This window comes from Pantoea coffeiphila (genome assembly GCF_016909495.1).
Taxonomy (GTDB): Bacteria; Pseudomonadota; Gammaproteobacteria; order Enterobacterales; family Enterobacteriaceae; genus Erwinia; species Erwinia coffeiphila.
Window position 1 is genome coordinate 276,156 of record NZ_JAFBFW010000002.1, and the last position, 20,416, is coordinate 296,571.

17 protein-coding genes are annotated in these 20,416 nt (G+C 56.5%); 13 read left to right on the forward strand and 4 right to left on the reverse strand.

Annotated features, from left to right (window positions below; translation table 11 throughout):
• Positions 1-3 precede the first annotated feature (3 nt).
• Positions 4-1,119, reverse strand: coding sequence for an SLC13 family permease (locus JOE09_RS06995; protein ID WP_205065283.1), 1,116 nt, complete (start codon positions 1,117-1,119; stop codon positions 4-6).
• 24 nt (positions 1,120-1,143) lie between these two features.
• The gene (gene mntR / locus JOE09_RS07000; RefSeq protein ID WP_105593509.1) at positions 1,144-1,596 is read right to left on the reverse strand and encodes a manganese-binding transcriptional regulator MntR; all 453 of its coding nucleotides are present in this window, start codon (positions 1,594-1,596) and stop codon (positions 1,144-1,146) included.
• A gap of 180 nt (positions 1,597-1,776) precedes the next feature.
• Here mntR and JOE09_RS26500 point away from each other — a divergent pair, with 180 nt between their 5' ends.
• The gene (locus JOE09_RS26500; RefSeq protein WP_476703938.1) at positions 1,777-1,884 is read left to right on the forward strand and encodes a hypothetical protein; all 108 of its coding nucleotides are present in this window, start codon (positions 1,777-1,779) and stop codon (positions 1,882-1,884) included.
• A gap of 228 nt (positions 1,885-2,112) precedes the next feature.
• A complete protein-coding gene (locus JOE09_RS07005) occupies positions 2,113-3,693 on the forward strand; it encodes a phosphoethanolamine transferase (RefSeq protein ID WP_205065284.1) in 1,581 nt (526 codons plus the stop codon).
• Positions 3,694-3,767: 74 nt separating this feature from the next.
• On the opposite strand, the gene ompX is transcribed toward JOE09_RS07005, so the two are convergent.
• Entirely contained in the window at positions 3,768-4,277 is a 510-nt protein-coding gene (gene ompX, locus JOE09_RS07010) for an outer membrane protein OmpX (protein WP_105593511.1), read from the reverse strand.
• A 364-nt stretch (positions 4,278-4,641) separates the two neighbouring features.
• Between ompX and rhtA the strand changes: the two genes are divergently transcribed.
• The 6 genes from rhtA (at position 4,642) to ybiO (ending at position 11,419) form a co-directional block, all read left to right on the forward strand.
• Positions 4,642-5,538 (forward strand): threonine/homoserine exporter RhtA, encoded by an 897-nt coding sequence (rhtA, locus tag JOE09_RS07015; protein WP_205065285.1) that lies wholly within the window; start codon positions 4,642-4,644, stop codon positions 5,536-5,538.
• Positions 5,539-5,890: 352 nt separating this feature from the next.
• Positions 5,891-6,394, forward strand: coding sequence for a DNA starvation/stationary phase protection protein Dps (dps, locus tag JOE09_RS07020; RefSeq protein ID WP_200545817.1), 504 nt, complete (start codon positions 5,891-5,893; stop codon positions 6,392-6,394).
• Between the two features lie 395 nt (positions 6,395-6,789).
• On the forward strand, positions 6,790-7,536 hold the full coding sequence (glnH, locus tag JOE09_RS07025) for a glutamine ABC transporter substrate-binding protein GlnH (protein ID WP_205065621.1): 747 nt from the start codon (positions 6,790-6,792) through the stop codon (positions 7,534-7,536).
• Between the two features lie 92 nt (positions 7,537-7,628).
• The gene (gene glnP, locus JOE09_RS07030; protein WP_205065286.1) at positions 7,629-8,288 is read left to right on the forward strand and encodes a glutamine ABC transporter permease GlnP; all 660 of its coding nucleotides are present in this window, start codon (positions 7,629-7,631) and stop codon (positions 8,286-8,288) included.
• Positions 8,285-9,007, forward strand: a complete 723-nt coding sequence (gene glnQ / locus JOE09_RS07035) for a glutamine ABC transporter ATP-binding protein GlnQ (RefSeq protein ID WP_205065287.1) — start codon at positions 8,285-8,287, stop codon at positions 9,005-9,007. The genes glnP and glnQ overlap by 4 nt, the downstream gene beginning before the upstream one ends.
• Positions 9,008-9,139: 132 nt before the next feature.
• Positions 9,140-11,419 (forward strand): mechanosensitive channel protein, encoded by a 2,280-nt coding sequence (gene ybiO / locus JOE09_RS07040; protein ID WP_205065288.1) that lies wholly within the window; start codon positions 9,140-9,142, stop codon positions 11,417-11,419.
• A gap of 120 nt (positions 11,420-11,539) precedes the next feature.
• Here ybiO and rlmF read toward each other — a convergent pair whose 3' ends face one another.
• The gene (gene rlmF, locus JOE09_RS07045; protein ID WP_105593518.1) at positions 11,540-12,469 is read right to left on the reverse strand and encodes a 23S rRNA (adenine(1618)-N(6))-methyltransferase RlmF; all 930 of its coding nucleotides are present in this window, start codon (positions 12,467-12,469) and stop codon (positions 11,540-11,542) included.
• 92 nt (positions 12,470-12,561) lie between these two features.
• On the opposite strand from rlmF, the gene JOE09_RS07050 reads away from it, so the two are divergent.
• From JOE09_RS07050 to JOE09_RS07070, 5 genes are all read left to right on the forward strand, one after another.
• A complete protein-coding gene (locus JOE09_RS07050) occupies positions 12,562-13,194 on the forward strand; it encodes a flavin reductase family protein (protein ID WP_200562232.1) in 633 nt (210 codons plus the stop codon).
• Between the two features lie 114 nt (positions 13,195-13,308).
• Positions 13,309-13,848 (forward strand): PadR family transcriptional regulator, encoded by a 540-nt coding sequence (locus JOE09_RS07055; RefSeq protein ID WP_239552984.1) that lies wholly within the window; start codon positions 13,309-13,311, stop codon positions 13,846-13,848.
• A gap of 436 nt (positions 13,849-14,284) precedes the next feature.
• Positions 14,285-15,406: an efflux RND transporter periplasmic adaptor subunit gene (locus tag JOE09_RS07060; protein ID WP_205065289.1), complete on the forward strand. Its 1,122-nt coding sequence runs from the start codon at positions 14,285-14,287 to the stop codon at positions 15,404-15,406.
• Positions 15,406-18,513, forward strand: coding sequence for an efflux RND transporter permease subunit (locus JOE09_RS07065; protein WP_205065290.1), 3,108 nt, complete (start codon positions 15,406-15,408; stop codon positions 18,511-18,513). Before JOE09_RS07060 ends, JOE09_RS07065 begins: the two co-directional genes overlap by 1 nt.
• Positions 18,513-19,880 carry an efflux transporter outer membrane subunit gene (locus JOE09_RS07070; RefSeq protein WP_205065623.1) on the forward strand — a complete coding sequence of 456 codons (1,368 nt, stop codon included), beginning with the start codon at positions 18,513-18,515 and terminating at the stop codon, positions 19,878-19,880. The genes JOE09_RS07065 and JOE09_RS07070 overlap by 1 nt, the downstream gene beginning before the upstream one ends.
• The last annotated feature ends 536 nt before the right edge of the window (positions 19,881-20,416 follow it).

Here is a 20,416-nt window from a genome sequence, read left to right on the forward strand (position 1 = left end):
GGTTCAGGCAGCACGAATAATCAAAAGAAGAATCCAGCCGCTGACCAGCGCCCACAGCAGCATCGGAATAGAATAAAGATGGAAATGCCACCAGATGCGGCGATCTTTCGCCATGCGCAGTGCGATCAGGTTAGCCAGCGATCCCGGTAATAATCCAAAGCCGCCGATATTCACCGCCCAGGCCAGCAGCACCGAAGGTGGCAGGCTGCTCAGCAGCAGAATGGTGGTGGGAACGTTGCTAATCACCTGAGACAATCCCGCCGCCAGCAGAAACTGCCCCAGCTGCGGCAGCTGACCCACGGCGTGCAGCGACGACTGCAGCACCGGCAGCCGGGTCAGTAAAAATACGTCGATAAACATGGCGATAAACACCACCAGCAGGCTCCAGTCGATGGTCAGCAGAATACGCCGCGCCATCAGCAGGAAAACAGCAAACACCAGGCCCAATCCCCAGACTGGCAGATCCAGTTCCAGGGCTGCAATAAACACCGCATAAAGCAGCGCGCTGGCGATCAGCAAAGGCCGCTGCCAGCGGGCTTCGTCTTCATGCGGATGGCGTTCAATCCGCCGGGCCGGGAAGCAAAAAACGGTTAGCAGCAGCAAACTCAACAGCAGCAACGCCGCCAGCGGCAGCATCTGCCAGATAAATCCGCCGAAACCCAGATCGCCATGACGCCATAGCAAAATATTTTGCGGATTACCGATCGGCGTCAGCAGCGATCCCGCATTCACCGCCAGCGCTTCAAAGATAATCAGCCGCGCGATAGGCAGCGCCGAATATTTCCGCAGCGAAAGCGTCAGGGGAACGAGAATAAACAGCGCGACATCGTTGGTAAGAAACGTCGACAGCAGCGCGGCGGCAGCCACCAGAAACAGCGCCAGCTGGCGCTGATGGTTAAAGCCCTGCACCAGACGCCTGCCCAGCGCGTCGAAGTAGCCGCTGGCCTCAATGCCTTTAGTCAGCATTAACAGACCACACAGGGTGATCATCGTCGGCCAGTCAACTGCTCGGGGCAGTTCGGCCAGGGAGAAAGGAACAAAGCAGGCCAGCAACAGGCCCAGAACCACTAACAGATGCAGAAAACGATCGTGCAAAAAAGGCCTGAGCAGGGTTGTCATGCTGGCTCGCAGAGTTGAAGTAGATTACTTACGGCTTTCGCTAAACTTCTGGAAAATAGCTAACGTCTCATCGCTGACGTGATGCTCAATGCCTTCGGCATCGCGGCGGGCGGTATCCGGGCTGATACCTAACGCCAGCAGGAATGTCTCAACGATATGGTGACGTTCACGGCTCTCCTCCGCCAGCTTTTCACCTTCCGGGGTCAGGAAGACGCCACGATAGGGGACCTGCTCCACCAGGCCAGCGGTTGCCAGACGTTTCAACATTTTTGCCACCGTTGGCTGTGAAACCCCAAGACGGGCAGCCATATCCACCTGCCGGGCCTCTCCGAACTCGCGGATCAGATCGGAAATCAGCTCAACATAGTCATCGATTAATTCACGGCGATGGGCTTCACGTACCTGGCGGAAGCCTTCGACATGCTCTTCAATATCTTTCAGTGGCGCGGGCACTGCTACTTTTGCGCGACGACTCATTCAGCTTCCTCTTATTATCCACCGCTGCTTTTTAACAGCGTGCAGCGGTCTGTTCGTCTGACATTGTAAACGAAGCTCAAAGAAGCACAAAATTTAGCGTATTAGCACTGGCTATGGGATATAGCCTGTGCTATATCTGTTGATAATTCGTTCATACCCTGACGTTTGGAGGGGCTTAACATGAGAGTACCACTACTGTTGAAACTGTTTAGTCGTTCACCCTTTACCCTGCGGCTGATGCTGCTGAACATGCTGCTTAAAAACAGGCCGGCAACCCCGGCCTCTTGATCCCTTCCCCGTCCGTATTCATTTTGTATACTGCTTCACATAACTTATTCATATTGCTGGTTGCCTTCCGCTAAAACAACGACTATCTTCCCAGCCTTTCGTAAAGAGTGCAGGCCGATCGGGTCCCTCCCTTCCCCAGCCCACCCATTTCTGACGAGCTGTATCAGGCGGTCTGCCACTTCAGTCAACTGAAGCGGTGAGCTATAGCGTTTTCTATAAGAATTGAGTATGAACCTGACCCTGCTGAGAACCGTTTCGGTAAGCCGCTACCGTGGCTGGCTGAGCCCGTATACCGGGCTGTATTTGCTGCTTTCATTTATGATTAACCAGGCATTTGGCTACGTTTTGCAGTGGCTTTATCTTTTTGCCTTTACTGCACTATTGATGCTGCTTGCCCGCGTACTGCCTCGTGGGCAAAAGATCCTGCTGGTGCTAACTACGCTGGTTGCCGGCTTCTATTATCCGTTTGGCCAGGTTTATGGCCCGCCCAATTTCAACACCCTGCTCGCCCTGCACGCCACCAATGCGGAAGAAGCCAGCGAGGTGCTGATGATTTTCCCGCTGCACGATTATGCGATTGGCCTGGCGATTATCGCCGCCGGTCTGATGTCGTTAAAACGCAAACCCGAGCCAAAGGCGAAATGGGGACATCGCGAGAGCGCCTGTCTGGCTTTCGTCGTGGTGGCCTGGCTCACCCAGCCGGTGCTGAATCAGCTCACCGGTGGTGTATTCAATCTGAAAGATGCCGGCTATCCGCTGGTGCGCTTCGTGAAAGATACGATTGAAAGCAAAGTGTCGGTGGATAAAGAGATCGACCGCATGAATCAGCTTGCCACGCTGCAGGATGACTGGCATCTGCTGGGGGTCAAACCCGATCGGCAAATTTACGTTATTGTGATCGGCGAAAGTGCGCGTCGTGATGCCATGGGTGCTTTTGGTGGCCGCTGGGATAACACCCCTTTTGCCAGCCAGCTTAACGGCCAGTTTTTCAGCCAGTACACCTCCGCGGCCTCCTCCACGCAGAAATCGCTGGGGCTGACGCTGAATCAGGTCGTCAACGGCCAGCCGCAGTACCAGAACAATATTATCAGCCTGGCGAACCGTGCGGGCTTTGATACCTGGTGGCTGTCGAATCAGGGGCAGATTGGGCAATTTGATACGCCGATTGCCAGTATCGCCCGCCGCGCGAAGACGGTGCATTTCCTCAAGCAGGGCGATTTTGAAGCGGATAAAAATACGCAGGATGAAGATCTGCTGGGCTTTACCGCCGCGGCGCTGGCCAGGCCGGTGGAAAAACCGCGCCTGCTGGTGTATCACCTGGTGGGATCGCACCCGAAAGCCTGCGATCGCACTCGCGGGCGCTTTGTGGAGCATCTGCACTCCAGTGAAACCTCCTGCTACCTGTACAGCATCACGCAGACCGACGGTTTTCTCAGCCAGCTGTGGCAACAGCTGCACGGCAGCGGGCTGAGTTTCTCGCTGATGTATTTCTCCGACCACGGTCTGGCGTTTAAGGAAAAAGGCACGCGCAACGAGTATCTGACGCACGATGACAAGTACCGGCAGAATTTTGAGGTGCCGATGTTTATCAGCTCCAGCAACGACAGCCGCCACCAGGTCATCAGCCAGCCGCGTTCGGCGAATGACTTCCTGCTGCTGTTTTCGCAGTGGACCGGCATCAGTGCCAAAGAGATAACCCCCACCTATCGGTTTATTTCCAACGATAAGGGCCCGGCGATTCAGGTCACCAACTTTGCCCTCAAGCGCCTGCCGTTCAGCCAGCTGAAGCAGGACCCTTTCGCCAAATAGCAGCCAAAAAAAATCCGCCCCGAAGGGCGGATTTATCAGCGCAGATTCGCAAAAGCGAACCGGGCAGAGGCAACTTAGAAGCTGTAGCCTACGCCAGCAGTCCAGGTGCCAACGTCAACGCTGCGGATACGGCTCTGCTCGTAGCCCACATCCAGAGCAACGTTCTGGATTGGGTTGAACTGCAGACCAGCACCGTAGGAGAAGCCTACGTCGCTTGAATCATATTTTTCGCGGTTTGGTTCGTTGTACTGGTATTTGCCGTAGCCGATACCTACAACGCCGTAGATGCTCGCCCAGTCATTCAGACGGTAAGCAGGACCACCGGTGAAACCGTAGTACTGGCCCTTGATGTAATCGCCAGCGTCAGTACGATCTTTCTCGGTGTAAGTGAAAGAGCCGATCCAACCCAGTGGATCGCTACCGTTTTCGTAACGGTATTTCAGGTTGAAGCCGTTCGCCTTGTTAGCGATACCCTGGTAGTCGCTCTGTGCGTAACCAGCGGTAACGGTGCTTTGTGCCATTGCTGAACCAGCAGAAACTGCCAGAACGCAAGCCAGTGCGGAAAGACATGCAATTTTTTTCATAACCACCTCAAATGTAAAAAGTACTTCTATCCTGACAACGCTAAAAATATAACAAAATATAGTGGGAAACTCCGCCCTATTTTCATTGTCTAACGGAATATTTGGTGTAACAGAAAGTTAATGGAAGTTTATATGTTATTCATTTTTCTTATATTTATGCGACATCGCTCGCTATTTTATCCCCTGTAAAAAAAGGTTCATTGAGAGTAATCCTAATTGAAACCTGACAGTTCTTTACCTAACTCTTTTGTTTTCTTTAGCTTCCGTTTATTTTTTAGCGCGGCAAGCTGAGATTATCGTCGTCATTCACGTAGACTCTAGCGCTACATCTGATAACAACGGAACATAAGGACTGAGATAAAGGATGTCCCCTCAACAGTTAAAAAATTCCATCTGGCTTCCCGTTCTGCTCTTACTGATTGCAATGACGTCAATACAGGGTGGTGCCGCGCTGGCGAAATCGCTTTTCCCACTGGTGGGCGCACCGGGTATCACCGCGCTGCGTCTCGGGCTGGGTACGCTGATCCTTTGCATCGTGTTTAAACCCTGGCGTCTGCGCTTTCAGCGCAGCCAGATCCTGCCGCTGATTATTTACGGCCTGTCGCTGGGCGGCATGAACTATCTGTTTTACTTATCGATCCGCACGGTTCCGCTGGGCATTGCGGTGGCGCTGGAGTTTACCGGGCCGCTGGCACTGGCGCTGGCCAGCTCGCGCCGCCCGCTGGATTTCCTTTGGGTGATACTGGCGCTGCTGGGACTGGTTTTCCTGCTGCCGCTGGGTGAGAACGTCAGCAGCGTCGATCCCGTCGGCGCGCTGCTTGCCCTCGGCGCAGGTGCGCTGTGGGCGGTATATATCATTACTGGCAAGCGTGCGGGCAGCCAGCACGGACCGGCTACCGCCGCTATGGGTTCGCTGATCGGCGCACTGGTGTTTGTTCCGCTAGGCATTACCTTTGCCAACAGCGGCGGCTGGGCGCTGTCGCTGATCCCGATTGGCCTGGCGATTGCCGTCCTTTCCAGCGCGCTGCCCTACTCGCTTGAGATGGTGGCGCTGACCCGGATGCCCGCACGTACCTTCGGCACTCTGATGAGTCTGGAACCGGCAATGGCGGCGATCTCCGGCATTCTGTTTCTGGGCGAAGTGCTGAGCCTGGTGCAGTGGCTGGCGCTGCTGGCGATCATTGTGGCATCGGCAGGTTCGACCATGACTCTGCGCCCGGCAAAGGCGAAAATCGTGCCGGTCAATGAGAGTCGAGAATAACGGGCATCTTCCCGCTTCGCCCAAACGGAGCGGGAGATTTATCGATTTGTAATTTTATGCAGTAACAATTAATTAACATGGAAATAATCGTTAATTATTAATTACAAAGAATCCATATTCAAACTAAAAATAAAAACTCCCATTCAATTCAATGACCTGTAAAACAATTAGAAATACAAATCATTCCCGTTAATATTTAAACCTTCGAAAAAAACAAATAAACCCTCGGCAAATCAACTCATCACGCGCTATTAAAGCGATAGGAACCACCTTTAATGCAGCTTTAAAAAACGGTGCTATACTTATCCCCGTCAATTAACAGGACAACCTGACTATTAAGAGGATATTAATGATGAGTACCGCTAAACTGGTTAAAGCAAAATCTTCTGATCTGATTTACACCCGTAACGATGTGGCCGACGACGAGAAAAAAGCCACGATTGAGGTGCTTAATCGTCTGGTTACCGAATTCATCGACCTGTCCCTGATCACCAAGCAGGCACACTGGAACATGCGCGGCGCTAACTTTATCGCCGTTCACGAAATGCTGGATGGATTCCGCACCGCGATTACCGATCACCAGGATACTATTGCAGAACGTGTGGTGCAGCTGGGTGGCGTTGCACTCGGAACCACGCAGATTGTTAACGACAGAACACCGCTGAAAAGCTATCCGCTGAACATTCACAGCGTGCAGGAACACCTGAAAGCGCTGGCTGACCGCTATGCGGTTGTAGCTAACGACGTGCGTAAAGCCATCAGCGAAGTGTCTGATGAAGACAGCGCCGATATCTTCACCGCCGCGTCTCGCGATCTGGATAAATTCCTGTGGTTCATCGAATCCAATATCGAGTAAACCCGCTGCATTAATCTGACGTGTTCACCACTTCTGAGCAGATGGTCCCGCCATCTGCTCTTTTTTTATCCCGCACCTCGGCGCATACCCCACGCTATTCCCACAAAAAATCAGAGCCCACTGGCAATAAATTAATCCCCTACGACACTATCTGTTGTTTTTATCCGGCAATTTGCTACAACTGCTAATGCAAGCGGGGCGGCCCATTGCACCACACTGGACGAGATGCACCAAAATGACGCCCCACATGAGTGCAATACACTGTATCGTGTCAGCACCTTTCGGAAAACTCGCATTAACCCGCTGTTTTCCATATCATTGCAAACCTGGCATGATTCTTTCATAGGGCTGCTGGCATTTACCCGGGACGTCCGGGAAGCGATAAGGATAAAATGATGAAGTCAATTTTTAAGGTCACTCTGGCTGCGCTGACCATGGCGTTCGCCGTGTCTTCCACAGCTGCAGATAAGAAACTGATCGTAGCAACAGATACCGCTTTTGTTCCTTTCGAATTTAAACAGGGTGATAAATATGTCGGCTTCGACATCGACCTGTGGGATGCAATTGCAAAACAGCTGAATCTTGAATACACCCTGAAACCGATGGATTTCGCCGGTATCATCCCTGCACTGCAAACGCGTAATATTGATCTGGCCCTGGCCGGTATCACCATTACCGACGAGCGTAAGAAAGCGATCGAATTCTCTGACGGCTACTACAAAAGCGGCCTGCAGGTGATGGTGAAGGCCAATAACGACACCGTGAAGGGCATTGAAGACCTGAACGGTAAAGTTGTGGCAGTGAAGAGCGGTACCGGTTCCGTGGACTACGCGAAAGAGCACATCAAAACTAAAGATCTGCGCCAGTTCCCGAACATCGATAACGCCTACATGGAACTTGGTACCAACCGTGCTGACGCCGTGCTGCACGACACGCCAAACATCCTGTACTTCATCCATACCGCTGGCAAAGGCCAGTTCAAAGCGGTAGGCGAGCCGGTTGAAGCTCAGCAGTACGGTATTGCCTTCCCGAAAGGCAGCGACGATCTGCGTGAGAAAGTGAACGGCGCGCTGAAAACGCTGAAAGAGAACGGTACTTACAACACGCTGTACAAAAAATGGTTCGGCAGCGAACCTAAATAATAAGAGTCTAACGGCTGTACTTAATGCGGGAACCGATTTGTTCCCGCATTTTTCCACATCAACAAAAATGGTTTTAGATCCGGAGAATAAACATGCAGTTTGACTGGAGCGCCATCTGGCCTGCTATTCCAATCCTGCTTGAAGGTGCCAAGCTGACCCTGTGGATTTCGGTCCTCGGTCTGGTTGGCGGTGTGATTATCGGCCTGATTGCCGGTTTTGCCCGCGCCTACGGCGGCTGGCTGTCACGCAACATCGCGCTGGTTTTCATCGAACTGATTCGCGGCACCCCAATCGTGGTGCAGGTGATGTTCATTTACTTTGCTCTGCCCATGGCGTTTACCGATCTGCGGATCGACCCGTTCAGCGCTGCCGTGGTCACTATCATCATTAACTCAGGCGCCTATATCGCTGAAATCACCCGTGGTGCGGTGCTGTCGATTAACCGCGGCTTCCGTGAAGCCGGTCTGGCGCTGGGCCTGTCCAGCCGTGAGACGCTGCGCTACGTGATCATGCCGCTGGCGCTGCGCCGCATGCTGCCACCGCTGGGTAACCAGTGGATCGTCAGCATCAAGGATACCTCCCTGTTCATCGTCATCGGCGTGGCCGAACTGACCCGTCAGGGGCAGGAAATTATTGCCGGTAACTTCCGCGCGCTGGAAATCTGGAGCGCCGTTGCCGTTATCTATCTGATTATTACGCTGGTGCTGAGCTTTGTTCTGCGTCGCATTGAGAAAAGGATGAAAATCCTGTGATTGAATTTAAGAACGTTTCCAAGCACTTCGGTGCCACTCAGGTCCTGCACGATATCGACCTGAAAATCGAAAAAGGCGAAGTCGTCGTGATTATCGGCCCATCGGGTTCCGGTAAATCCACCCTGCTGCGCTGCATCAACAAGCTGGAAGAGATCACCAGCGGCGAGCTGATCGTTGACGGCCTGAAGGTTAACGACCCGAAGGTCGATGATCGCCTGATCCGCCAGGAAGCCGGGATGGTGTTCCAGCAGTTCCATCTGTTCCCGCAGATGAGCGCGCTGGATAACGTTGCCTTTGGTCCAATCCGCGTCCGCGGCGCGAAGAAGGCTGATGCGCATCGGCTGGCAAAAGAGCTGCTGAGCAAAGTGGGCCTCGCCGAGCGCGCCAACCACTTCCCTTCCGAGCTGTCCGGTGGCCAGCAGCAGCGCGTGGCCATTGCCCGTGCGCTGGCGGTGAAGCCAAAGATGATGCTGTTTGATGAACCTACCTCAGCCCTCGACCCGGAACTGCGCCACGAAGTCCTGAAAGTGATGCAGGATCTGGCGGAAGAGGGAATGACCATGGTCATCGTCACCCACGAAGTCGGTTTCGCCCAGAAAGTGGCCTCACGCCTGATCTTTATCGATAAAGGCCGCATCGCCGAAGACGGTAACCCGGACGAGTTAATCACTAACCCGCCGAGCGCCCGCCTGCGCGAATTCCTGCAGCACGTATCGTAATCCTGCCGGGGCGGTTTCCGCCGCCCCGCTTTCGTCTGATTCCTAAAATCCCACGCATTGCCTTTTGGCCCTGAGCCAGGCGTCTATACTTTTCTGTTGCCGCTGACGCTGGCGTCACAACAGGAGAACAGGATGCCCGGACTCACTTCCCCACTGCGCTATCTGTTACAGGCTTTGCTGCTGATGCTGTGCAGCACATTTATTTCCACCGCTCAGGCAGTGACCTTACCCGCTGCGGCCGTCGCCGCCCAGTCTCAGCAGACGACAGCCGCCGCTGATACCACACCGCCCGATGCCGATGAAAAGCGCGCCGCGTGGGCCGCACTGGCCAACATTCTGGATAACGACCAGTCGCGCCAGCAGCTGATTGAGCAGCTGCGCAAAGCGTCAGAACCTCCGGCGGCACCAGCAGATCCGGTTCTGACGCCGCCGGAAGAAGAGGAAGATAAAACCGTCCTGCAAAGTGTGACCGACGTCAGCCGTCAGTTTGGCGGCGAATTTGCCTCCCGGCTGCAAACCCTGCATCGCAACATCGTCGATGCCCCACACAAACCGTTTAACCAGCAGACCTTTTTTAACGCCCTGAGCCACTTTGTTATGCTGGCGGCCGCGCTGTTCGCCTTTTACTGGCTGGTTCGCTGGGCAGTCTCTCCAGTCTATCGTCGTATGGGCGCCTGGGGGCGGCGAAAAAACAGCGATCGCACCAGCTGGCTGCACCTGCCCGCGATGATTGCCGGTGCCTTTGTTATCGACCTGCTGCTGCTGGCGCTGGCGCTGTTTGTCGGGCAAATACTCAGCGACAATATGAATGGCGGCAGCCGCACCATCGCCTACCAGCAGGGGCTGTTCCTTAACGCCTTTGCGCTGATCGAATTTTTCAAAGCGATACTCAGGTTGATGTTCTGCCCACGTTTCCCTCAACTGCGTTTTTTCCATCTCAGCGACGACCGCGCCACCTACTGGAGTACCCGTATCAGCTGGCTGAGCGGGCTGATCGGCTATGGCCTGCTGGTCATCGTGCCGATCGTGTCGAATCAGGTGAACGTGCAGGTCGGGGCGCTGATCAACATACTGGTCATGGGGCTGGTCACGGCGTGGGCGCTGTATTTGATTTTCCACAACCGTCGCAATATCCAGCAGGAGCTGACGCGGCTGGCGGATCGCTCGCTGGCCTTTTTCGCGCTGTTTATTCGCGCCTTTGCGCTGGTGTGGCACTGGCTGGCCAGCGCCTATTTTATCGCCCTGTTCCTGTTTTCCCTGTTCGATCCCGGCAACAGCCTGAAGTTTATGATGTCCGCCAGCGTGCGATCGCTGGCCATCATCGCCATCGGCGCGCTGGTGTCGGGCATGTTGACTCGCTGGATCAATAAAACCATCGTGCTCTCCCCGGAACTGCGCCGTAACTACCCTGAGCTTCAGCAGCGGGTAAACGGCTGGCTGTCGGCGATGCTTAAGCTGGCACGGGTGATCAGCGTGTTTGCCGTCACCCTGATGCTGCTGAATGCCTGGCACCTGTTTGACCTCTGGCACTGGCTCACCTTGGGCGCAGGGGAAAAGCTGGTGGATATTCTGATCCGCATCGTGGTGATCCTGTTCTTCTCGGCGGTGGGCTGGACGCTGCTGGCCAGCCTGATTGAGAGCCGCCTGGCCTCGGATTCGCACGGCAGACCCATGCCCAGTGCGCGCACCCGCACCCTGCTGACGCTGTTCCGCAACGCGCTGGCAGTGGTGATCAGCACCATCACCATTATGATCGTACTTTCCGAGATCGGTGTGAATATCGCTCCGCTGCTGGCCGGTGCCGGGGCGCTGGGGCTGGCGGTGTCGTTTGGTTCGCAGACGCTGGTGAAAGATATTATTACCGGCGTGTTTATCCAGTTTGAAAATGGCATGAACACCGGCGATCTGGTGACCATCGGGCCGATTACCGGCACGGTGGAGCGGATGTCGATTCGTTCCGTTGGGGTACGTCAGGATACCGGGGCTTACCACATCATTCCGTGGTCCTCGATCACGACCTTTGCCAACTTCGTGCGCGGCATCGGCTCGTTTGTGGCGAACTACGACGTCGATCGACGCGAAGATACCGATCGGGTTAACGCCACGCTACAGGCGGCGGTCAGGGAGCTTCTGGAGGATAAAACCATTCGGGGCATGGTGATCGGCGAACCGTCGTTTGCCGGGCTGGTCGGCTTAACCAATCAGGCGTTCACCGTACGCGTGTCGTTCACCACACAGCCGCTGAAGCAGTGGACGGTGCGGTTCGCGCTGGACGGCATGGTGAAAAAGCACTTTGATGCCGCAGGGATCAAAGTGCCTTACCAGACGGTGCAGGTGATGCAGAGCGGCAACGATGTCGCCGGGGCGGCTGGGGTGCAGGCTGCGCTGCCTGCTCCAGACCAGGCCATTTGAAGCCAGCTTACCCGCAACTCTGCACCGAAAAGCTGGGATTGAGTGCAGCGCGCCCTGCTCCACGATTGTCCTGGCCCGTGCGTTCAGGGCGCTGATGACGCCTGCGCAGGCGAGGTCAGCTTACTTGCCCAACAGGCGCGTGCGCTGCGGCTGTTCCATAAAGGTCCAGGCGATAAAGCGGCTTTGCTTTTGCCCCTGGGCCATATCGATGGTGCGCACGGCGGCCACGTCGGCCTCTTCCAGCGCGCGCCACAATTCAGGAAGGTTCTCACGGCGGGAAACCAGCGAGGTGAACCAGACGCACTGGCGGGCGAAATTAGCGCTTTCCGTAATCATCCGGCCGATAAACGCTTTTTCACCGCCCTCACACCACAGCTCGTCCTGCTGCCCGCCGAAGTTCAGCGGCGCATTACGATCCAGCCCAAGATTCCGCAGCTTACGCTGGCTGCCTTCATGCGCGTCGGCGGCAGAGGCATGGAACGGCGGGTTACACATCGTGGCGTGATACACGTCATTTTTATGGATAATACCGCTGAAGATCGCCGAACTGTCCTTCTGGCGACGCAGGCGAATAGCGCGGTTCAGGCCCGGATTCGCGGCGATAATGCCGTTGGCGGCGGTCATCGCCTGCGGGTTCACCTCGGTGCCGGTAAAGCGCCACTGGTACTCGCTGTGGCCGATAATCGGATAGATCAGGTTGGCACCGCAGCCGATATCCAGCACGTTGATCTCGCGCGGCACGACGCGGCTGTTATCTTCCGCCAGCAGATCGGCCAGATGGTGAACATAGTCAGCGCGACCCGGCACCGGCGGGCAGAGGAAGCCTTCCGGGATATCCCAGTGGGCCAGCCCGTAGAAATGGTGCAGCAGCGCCTGGTTCAGGGTTTTTACCGCTTCCGGGTTGGCGAAATCAATCGACTCGCTGCCCCAGTTATTCACGGCAACAAACTGCGCCAGCGCCGGATGACAGGCGATCAGCGCGGCGAAATCATAGCGTCCGCGATGGCGGTTACGCGGGTGGAGAACATTTTTCTCGGCAGGGGTTTTCATCAGTAACTCTCTTGTCAGCAGCGGCGTAAGATACCCTCTGTGCTATTAATGGTAAACATTTCCCGCTGACTTTACTCAGATAAGGACGATTTATGTCGCGAACACGTCATTCCTACCGGCCGGAAGAGGGGCACGGCCTGCCCCACGATCCGCTCAATGCCATCATCGGCCCGCGCCCGATCGGCTGGATCAGCTCACAGAATGCCGCCGGGCAGCGCAATCTGGCACCCTACAGCTTCTTTAACTGCTTCAGCTATCGCCCGCCGATTATCGGCTTTGCCAGCAGCGGCTGGAAAGACAGTGTGGCAAACATCGTTGAAACCGGCGAATTCGTCTGGAATCTGGCCACGCGATCGCTGGCGGAAGCGATGAATGAAAGCTCGGCTTCACTGCCGCGCGGCGAGGATGAATTTATCCACGCCGGACTAACCGCCCTGCCCGCCAGCCTGGTGAATGTCAGCATGGTGGCGGAAAGCCCGGTCAACTTTGAGTGCAGACTCACCCAGTGCATCCAGCTGCAGAACGCACAGGGCGGGCTGCTGGACAGCTGGCTGGTGCTGGGGGAAGCCATCGCTATACACATCGACAGCGATCTGCTGGATAACGGCGTCTATCAGACCGCCCGTGCGGAACCGATCCTGCGTGCCGGTGGCCCCAGCGCCTATTACGGCATCAGTGAAGCCCAGCGTTTTGACCTTGTTCGCCCGGATGCCCGCATAAAATAGGGTCTTAACGAAACTTTTACTCTTTGCAGGCGGAATCCTCTCAAGATATATCTTGATGCGTTTATTACTCAAGATATATCTTATTTTGGTCAGCCATTAACCTGCAATGTCACCATGAAAGAGATGCTTCATCCCACTGAATCACCTGCCGATGAGTCAAAAAAAGGGAGCGACGCCGGCAAAAATCAGGTTCGCCGCGGCAAGGCCTTTACCCGCATAGAACTGGTCCTGCTGGTGCTGCATCTGATACGGCTGAATCCGACGCACGGATATGAAGTGATCACCTCAATCAGGGACTATTCGCAGGGCGTATACCGCCCCAGCCCCGGGGTAATCTATCCGATTCTGACCTCGATAGAAGAAGAGAAGTACGCCACGACCATTGAAAGCGGCGGCGGTAAAAAGCAGTACTCGCTGACGGCGGCGGGCGAAGCCTATCTCGCCCAGCATCATGAGGCGCTGCGCGATACGCTGATAAAAATGAAAAAGATGGTGGTCAGCCAGACGCAGAAAGATCCGCTGATCGAAGAGGCGTTTGAGAAGCTGAAATTCAGCCTGCGCACGCTGACGACAAATCGAACCGTTAACGAAAACGAACGTGCGGCGATTGTGTCGGCAATTATCGAAGCCAGCGAAAAAATACGCCGAATTTAGAAACCATGGCCGAACAAGCTCAATTCAATTATGGCTTAATAAAAAAATTCGTTATGTCAATTAATTCATTTTGTTAATTCATTTCGGCGTAAAACCGAATAGTCATTAATCGATAAGTTTCTTTCGATTTAATGCGAACAGGAAGACAAAACTTTACACCAATTCAGCTAAGCGCCTTACCACACAAGGGCTGATAGAGAAGTCCCTTGTGCAGACATGCCAGAAAAAAGAATAACAATGACCCGTCTGGTTTTAAAACATGACGATACAGTGAAGTTCGCAACATGCTTCGCAATCATCAAAACGATTTCATTGCAATTACTTTACCGATTAACAGCAGTACCTAAATTTTATTAAACGTATCCTGAGCCATTGCTAAATAATGATGGCTCACCGATGTGCCATTTTCTTTTTTTAATTTGAGTGGAATAGCCATATGCAATTACGCATAGTCTCGCTGCTGACCCTTTTTTGCCTGGCCGGCTGCGATAACGTCACCTCCAGCGCCCCGGCCCCCGGTATGACCGAAGTTGGCGTCGTCACGCTGAAAGCCAGCAGCTTTACGCTGACCAGCGATCTTACCGGCCGCACCACCGCTACCCAGACGGCAGAAGTCAGGCCGCAGGTGGGTGGGCTGATCCAGAAGCGCCTGTTTACCGAAGGGGCCGAAGTGAAAGCCGGACAGCCGCTGTATCAGCTTGATGCCGCCAGCTATAAAGCGACCTGGCAACAGGCTGCCGCCGCGCTGAAAAGTGCTCAGGCGCTGGTGATCGGTGACTGCCAGAAAGCCAAACGCTATGCCGGACTGGTGCAGTATCAGGGCGTTTCACAGCAGGATGCCGACGATGCGAAATCCACCTGCGACCAGGACCGCGCCAGCGTAGCGGAAAAACAGGCCGCGCTGGACAGCGCGCGCGCCAACCTTGACTGGACCACCGTCACCGCGCCAATCGCAGGCCGCATCGGTATTTCTGCCGTCACGCCCGGTGCATTGGTGACCGCCGGGCAGGACACGGTACTGGCGACCATCCGCAGTCTCGACAGCATGTACGTTGATCTAACCCGCTCCAGCGTGGAGCTGCTCAACCTGCGCAAGCGCGCGCTGGCCAGCGATAACAACACGCTGAACGTCACCCTGACGCTGGAAGACGGCACCACCTACCCGGAAAAGGGTCGCCTGGAACTGACCGAAGTGGCGGTGGATGAAGCCACCGGATCGGTCACGCTGCGCGCCGTGTTCCCTAACCCACAGCACGTGCTGCTGCCGGGCATGTTCGTTCATGCCCTGGTGGATGAAGGCGTGGTGGAAAACGCGATTCTCGCCCCGCAGCAGGGGATTACGCGCGATGCCAAAGGCAACGCCACCGCACTGGTCGTCAATGCAGAGAACAAAGTGGAACAACGCGAAGTGGTGACCGCAGACGCCACCGGAACCAACTGGCTGATAACCAAAGGCCTGCTGGCGGGCGACCGTCTGCTGGTGGAAGGCAGCGATAAAGTCGCCGCCGGGGACAGCGTGAAGCCGGAAGAAGTGACCCGCAGCGAGGGAGCGAACTGATGTTTTCGCGTTTCTTTGTTCGCCGCCCGGTATTTGCCTGGGTCATTGCGATACTCATTATGCTGGCGGGGATTATGGCTATCCGCACCCTGCCGGTGGCCCAGTACCCCGACGTTGCTCCACCGTCGATCAAGATCAAAGCCACCTATACCGGTGCCTCGGCGGAGACGCTGGAAAATAGCGTCACCCAGGTGATCGAACAGCAGATGACCGGTCTGGATAACCAGCTCTACTTCACCTCGTCCAGCAGCTCGGACGGTTCGGTGGATATCAATGTCACCTTCCAGCAGGGAACCGACCCGGATACCGCGCAGGTGCAGGTACAGAACAAGGTGCAGCAGGCCGAATCCCGCCTGCCGAGCGAAGTGCAAAGCGCCGGTATTACCGTCACCAAAACGCAGTCCAACTTCCTGCTGATTATGGCGCTGTACGACAACAACGACCGCGCCAGCAGTTCCGATATCGCCGACTGGCTGGTGAGCAACCTGCAGGACCCGCTGGCCCGCGTCAGCGGCGTCGGCAGCCTGCAGGTTTTCGGTGCCGAATACGCCATGCGCATCTGGCTCGATCCCGCCAAACTCGCTTCCTACAGCCTGATGCCGTCGGACGTGCAGAGCGCGATTGAAGCGCAGAACGTACAGGTGACCGCCGGTAAACTCGGTGCCCTGCCCGCCGCCAGCAACCAGCAGCTGACGGCCACGGTGCGCGCCCAGTCGCGTCTGCAAACCGTCGATCAGTTCCGCAATATCATCATTAAAAGCGCCACCGGCGGTGCCGTGGTGCGCATCGGCGACGTCGCGCGCGTAGAAATGGGCAGCGAAGACTACAGCGCCAGCTCGAAACTGAACGGCCACCCGGCGGCCGGTGTGGCGGTGATGCTTACTCCCGGAGCCAACGCGCTGGATACCGCCAGTCTGGTGAAGGCGAAAATTGAAGAATATCATCACAATATGCCTGCGGGTTATGAAATCGCTTACCCGAAAGACAGCACCGAATTCATTAAAATCTCGGTACAGGATGTGATTGAGACCCTGCTGATCGCCATTGTTCTGGTGGTGACGGTGATGATGCTGTTCCTGCAAAACCTGCGCGCCACGCTCATCCCCGCGCTGGCGGTGCCGGTGGTGCTGCTCGGTACTTTTGGCGTGCTGGCGCTGTTCGGCTACTCCATTAATACCCTGACGCTGTTTGCCATGGTGCTGGCCATCGGGCTGCTGGTGGATGACGCCATCGTGGTGGTGGAAAACGTCGAGCGCATCATGCGCAACGAAGGACTGAACGCCCGTGAAGCCACCGAGAAATCAATGGGTGAAATCGCAGGGGCGCTGGTGGCGATTGCGCTGGTGCTGTCTGCGGTATTCCTGCCCATGGCCTTCTTCGGCGGCTCCACCGGGGTGATTTACCGTCAGTTCTCGGTGACGATTATCGCCGCCATGATGCTGTCGGTGGTGGTCGCCCTGACGCTGACCCCGGCGCTGTGCGGCATGCTGCTTAAGCATACCCAGCCTCCGCAGCGCGGCTTCTTCGCCCGCTTTAACCGCCTGTATCAGAACGGCGAGAAGCGCTATCGCAAGCGCGTACTGTGGCTTCTTGGCCGCCCGGTGCGACTGATGCTGGTTTACGCAGTCTTTGCCGGACTGATGGCGCTGCTGCTGTGGCGTCTGCCGGGCAGCTTCCTGCCGGAAGAAGACCAGGGCGAAATCATGGTGCAGTACACCCTGCCCGCCGGTGCCACCATCAGCCGTACCGATGCGGTGAACAAGCGCGTCACCGACTGGTTCCTTAACCAGCAGAAGGACAACACCAACGTTATCTTTACCGTTAACGGCTTTAACTTCAGCGGCAGCGGCCAGAATGCCGGTATGGCCTTCGTTTCACTGAAAGACTGGAGCCTGCGCTCCGGAGAGAAAAACAGCGCGCAGGGCATCGCCCGTGAAGCCATGGCGGCGCTGGGTGATATCCGCGACGCGAAAGTCTTCGCCATGACTCCGCCGTCGGTGCAGGGCCTGGGGCAGAGCAACGGCTTTACCTTTGAGCTACTGGCCAGCGGTGCCACCGACCGTAACACCCTGCTGAAGCTGCGCAGCGACCTGCTGAAAGCGGCAAACAGCAGCCCCGAGCTGCAATCGGTGCGCGCCAGCGATCTGCCGCAGATGCCGCAGCTGCAGGTGGATATCGACAACAACAAAGCGGTGGCACTCGGCCTGTCGCTTTCTGATGTAACCGACACGCTGAGCAGCGCCTGGGGTGGCACCTACGTGAACGATTTTATCGATCGCGGCAGGGTGAAAGAGGTGTATATCGAAGGCGACAGCCAGTTTCGCTCGAAGCCGGAGGACCTGGCGAAATGGTTTGTGCGCGGCAGCGACAGCAGCATGACGCCGTTCTCCGCCTTCGCCACCACGCACTGGATCTACGGCCCGGAAAGCCTGTCACGCTATAACGGCTCGGCCGCCTTTGAAATTGCCGGTGAAAACAGCGCGGGTTACAGCTCGGGTGCGGCGATGGACAAAATGGAGCAGCTGGCTAATCAGCTGGCACCGGGTTCCAGCTGGGCATGGAGCGGCCTGTCACTGCAGGAAAAACTCGCCAGCGGCCAGGCCATGAGCCTGTACGCCATCTCGATTCTGGTGGTATTCCTCTGCCTGGCGGCGCTGTACGAGAGCTGGTCTGTGCCGTTCTCGGTGCTGCTGGTGATCCCACTGGGTATCTTCGGTGCTGCACTGGCCGCCAGCCTGCGCGGGCTGAGCAACGATATCTACTTCCAGGTTGCCCTACTGACCACCATCGGGCTGTCGGCGAAGAACGCCATCCTTATCGTGGAATTCGCCGAGGCGGCGCTAAAACAGGGAAGCTCGCTAAGCGCAGCGGCGATTTCCGCAGCCCGTATTCGCCTGCGGCCCATTGTGATGACCTCGCTGGCCTTTATTGCCGGGGTGCTGCCGCTGGCGGTGGCGACCGGAGCCGGAGCCAACAGCCGTATTGCGATTGGTACCGGGATTATCGGCGGAACGCTGGCCGCAACCATTCTGGCGATTTTCTTTGTACCGCTGTTCTTCGTGCTGGTGAAGCATCTGTTCACCTCGCGCCACGGGAGTAAAAAATGATGTACCGAATTAGCGTGATAGCCCTGTCGATGATGCTGGCGGGCTGTCTGTCTCTCGATCCCGATTATCAGCGCCCCGCCGCGCCGGTTCCGGCCACCTGGCCGGGGCAGAATGCGGACGGCAGCGCACCGGCCGTGCTCAGTAACTGGCAGCAGGTCATGGGCGACAGCCGACTGAAAACCGTGGTGGCACGCGCCTTAGCCAGCAACCGCGATCTGCGCAAAGCGATCAGCGATATCGAGCAGGCGAAGGCGCTGTACGGCGAAGAGCGCGCCAGCCTGTTCCCGACGTTGAATGCCGGGCTGACCAGCACCCGCAGCCGGACCAACGATGCCGGTGTGACCGGCAGCGCGGAAGCCAGCGGCAGCGTCAGCAGCTTCGAGATCGATCTGTTTGGCCATAACCGCAGCCTGAGCCGCGCGGCGAAGGAAACCTGGCTGGCCAGTGAATTTACCGCGCAGAACACCCGTCTGACGCTGATTGCCGAAACCGCCACCGCCTGGGTGACGCTGGCAGCGGATAACAGCAACCTGCAGATCGCGCAGGAGACGATGGCCAGCGCCGGTAAAACGCTGGAGATCACTAAACGCCGCCAGGCTGCCGGCGTGGCGGACGGCACGGATATGAACGAAGCGATGACCGTTTATCAGTCGGCGCGTGCCAGCGTGGCCAGCTATCAGACGCTGGTTGCTCAGGATCGTAACGCCCTGACGCTGCTGGCGGGTGAAAGCCTGCCGGATTCACTGCTGCCCGGGCCGCTGGATAAGTTGAACGATAATGCGATTGCGCTGGTGCCTGCTGGCGTGTCCTCTTCGCTGCTGCTGCGCCGCCCGGACGTGCAGGAAGCCGAGCACAGCCTGAAGAGCGCCAATGCGGATATCGGTGCCGCACGCGCCAACTTCTTCCCGACCCTGTCGCTGACGTCCAGCGCGGGCGTGGCGAGCGGGTCGCTTTCCAGCCTGTTCAGCCACGGTGCCAACGTCTGGTCATTTGCACCGAGCCTGTCGCTGCCGCTGTTTGCCGGTGGTACCAACGTGGCAGCGCTGAAGTATGCCGAGGCGGAGAAGCAGGGGCTGATTGCGGCGTATGAAAAGGCGATTCAGAGCGGGTTTAAAGACGTTGCCGATGCACTGGCGCGCCGTGCCACGCTCAGTGAGCAGATGGATGCACAGCGCGAATATGTTGCAGCGGCGCAGCGCAGTCTGGATTTGTCACTGCACGGTTATCAGGCCGGCAGCGGGGATTATCTGACCGTGTTGACCAATCAGCGCACGCTGTGGTCGGCGCAGCTGGAGCTGATTGCGCTTCAGCAGACGGATTACGATAACCGGATTACGCTGTGGCAGTCGCTGGGCGGCGGGAGCTGATCGCACCCTTGCCGGGTAAAGCTGGCTGGGGATGTTCTGCGGGTTTAGTGACTGTTGTTAGGGTTGCGTGATTGCTGTGATTGCTGCCAGCGCGATGATTGCGCTGACTGGCGGCTTCCCCGCGCGGGCGGTCCTCGCGTCGCTTCGCGATACCTTCACTACGACGGCCAGCCTGTCGGACCGGTGCAGACGGGCCATCCATGGCCCGGCTGCACCTTTCTCCAGCTTCCCTGCTGGAGAATCCTGGCTTTCCTCTCTTCGTTCAGCGCTGTGGATTGCCCGCGCGGGGAAGCCGCCAGTCTGCTGGTTAATCATTGTGTTGCCTATTTAAAACCTTTCTTCAATCGATCGTTTTTTCGTTCGGCTACTTTGAACCGCAATCGTGGCAGGTCGAACTAACTTAGGGTTTGCCGTTAAAGGTTAGCTCCCTCTCTCTGCTCAGCACTGTGGATTGCCCGCTCGGGGAAGCCTCCAGTCTGCTGGTTAATCATTGTGTTGCCTGTTTAAAACATTCCTTCAATCGATCGTTTTTTCGT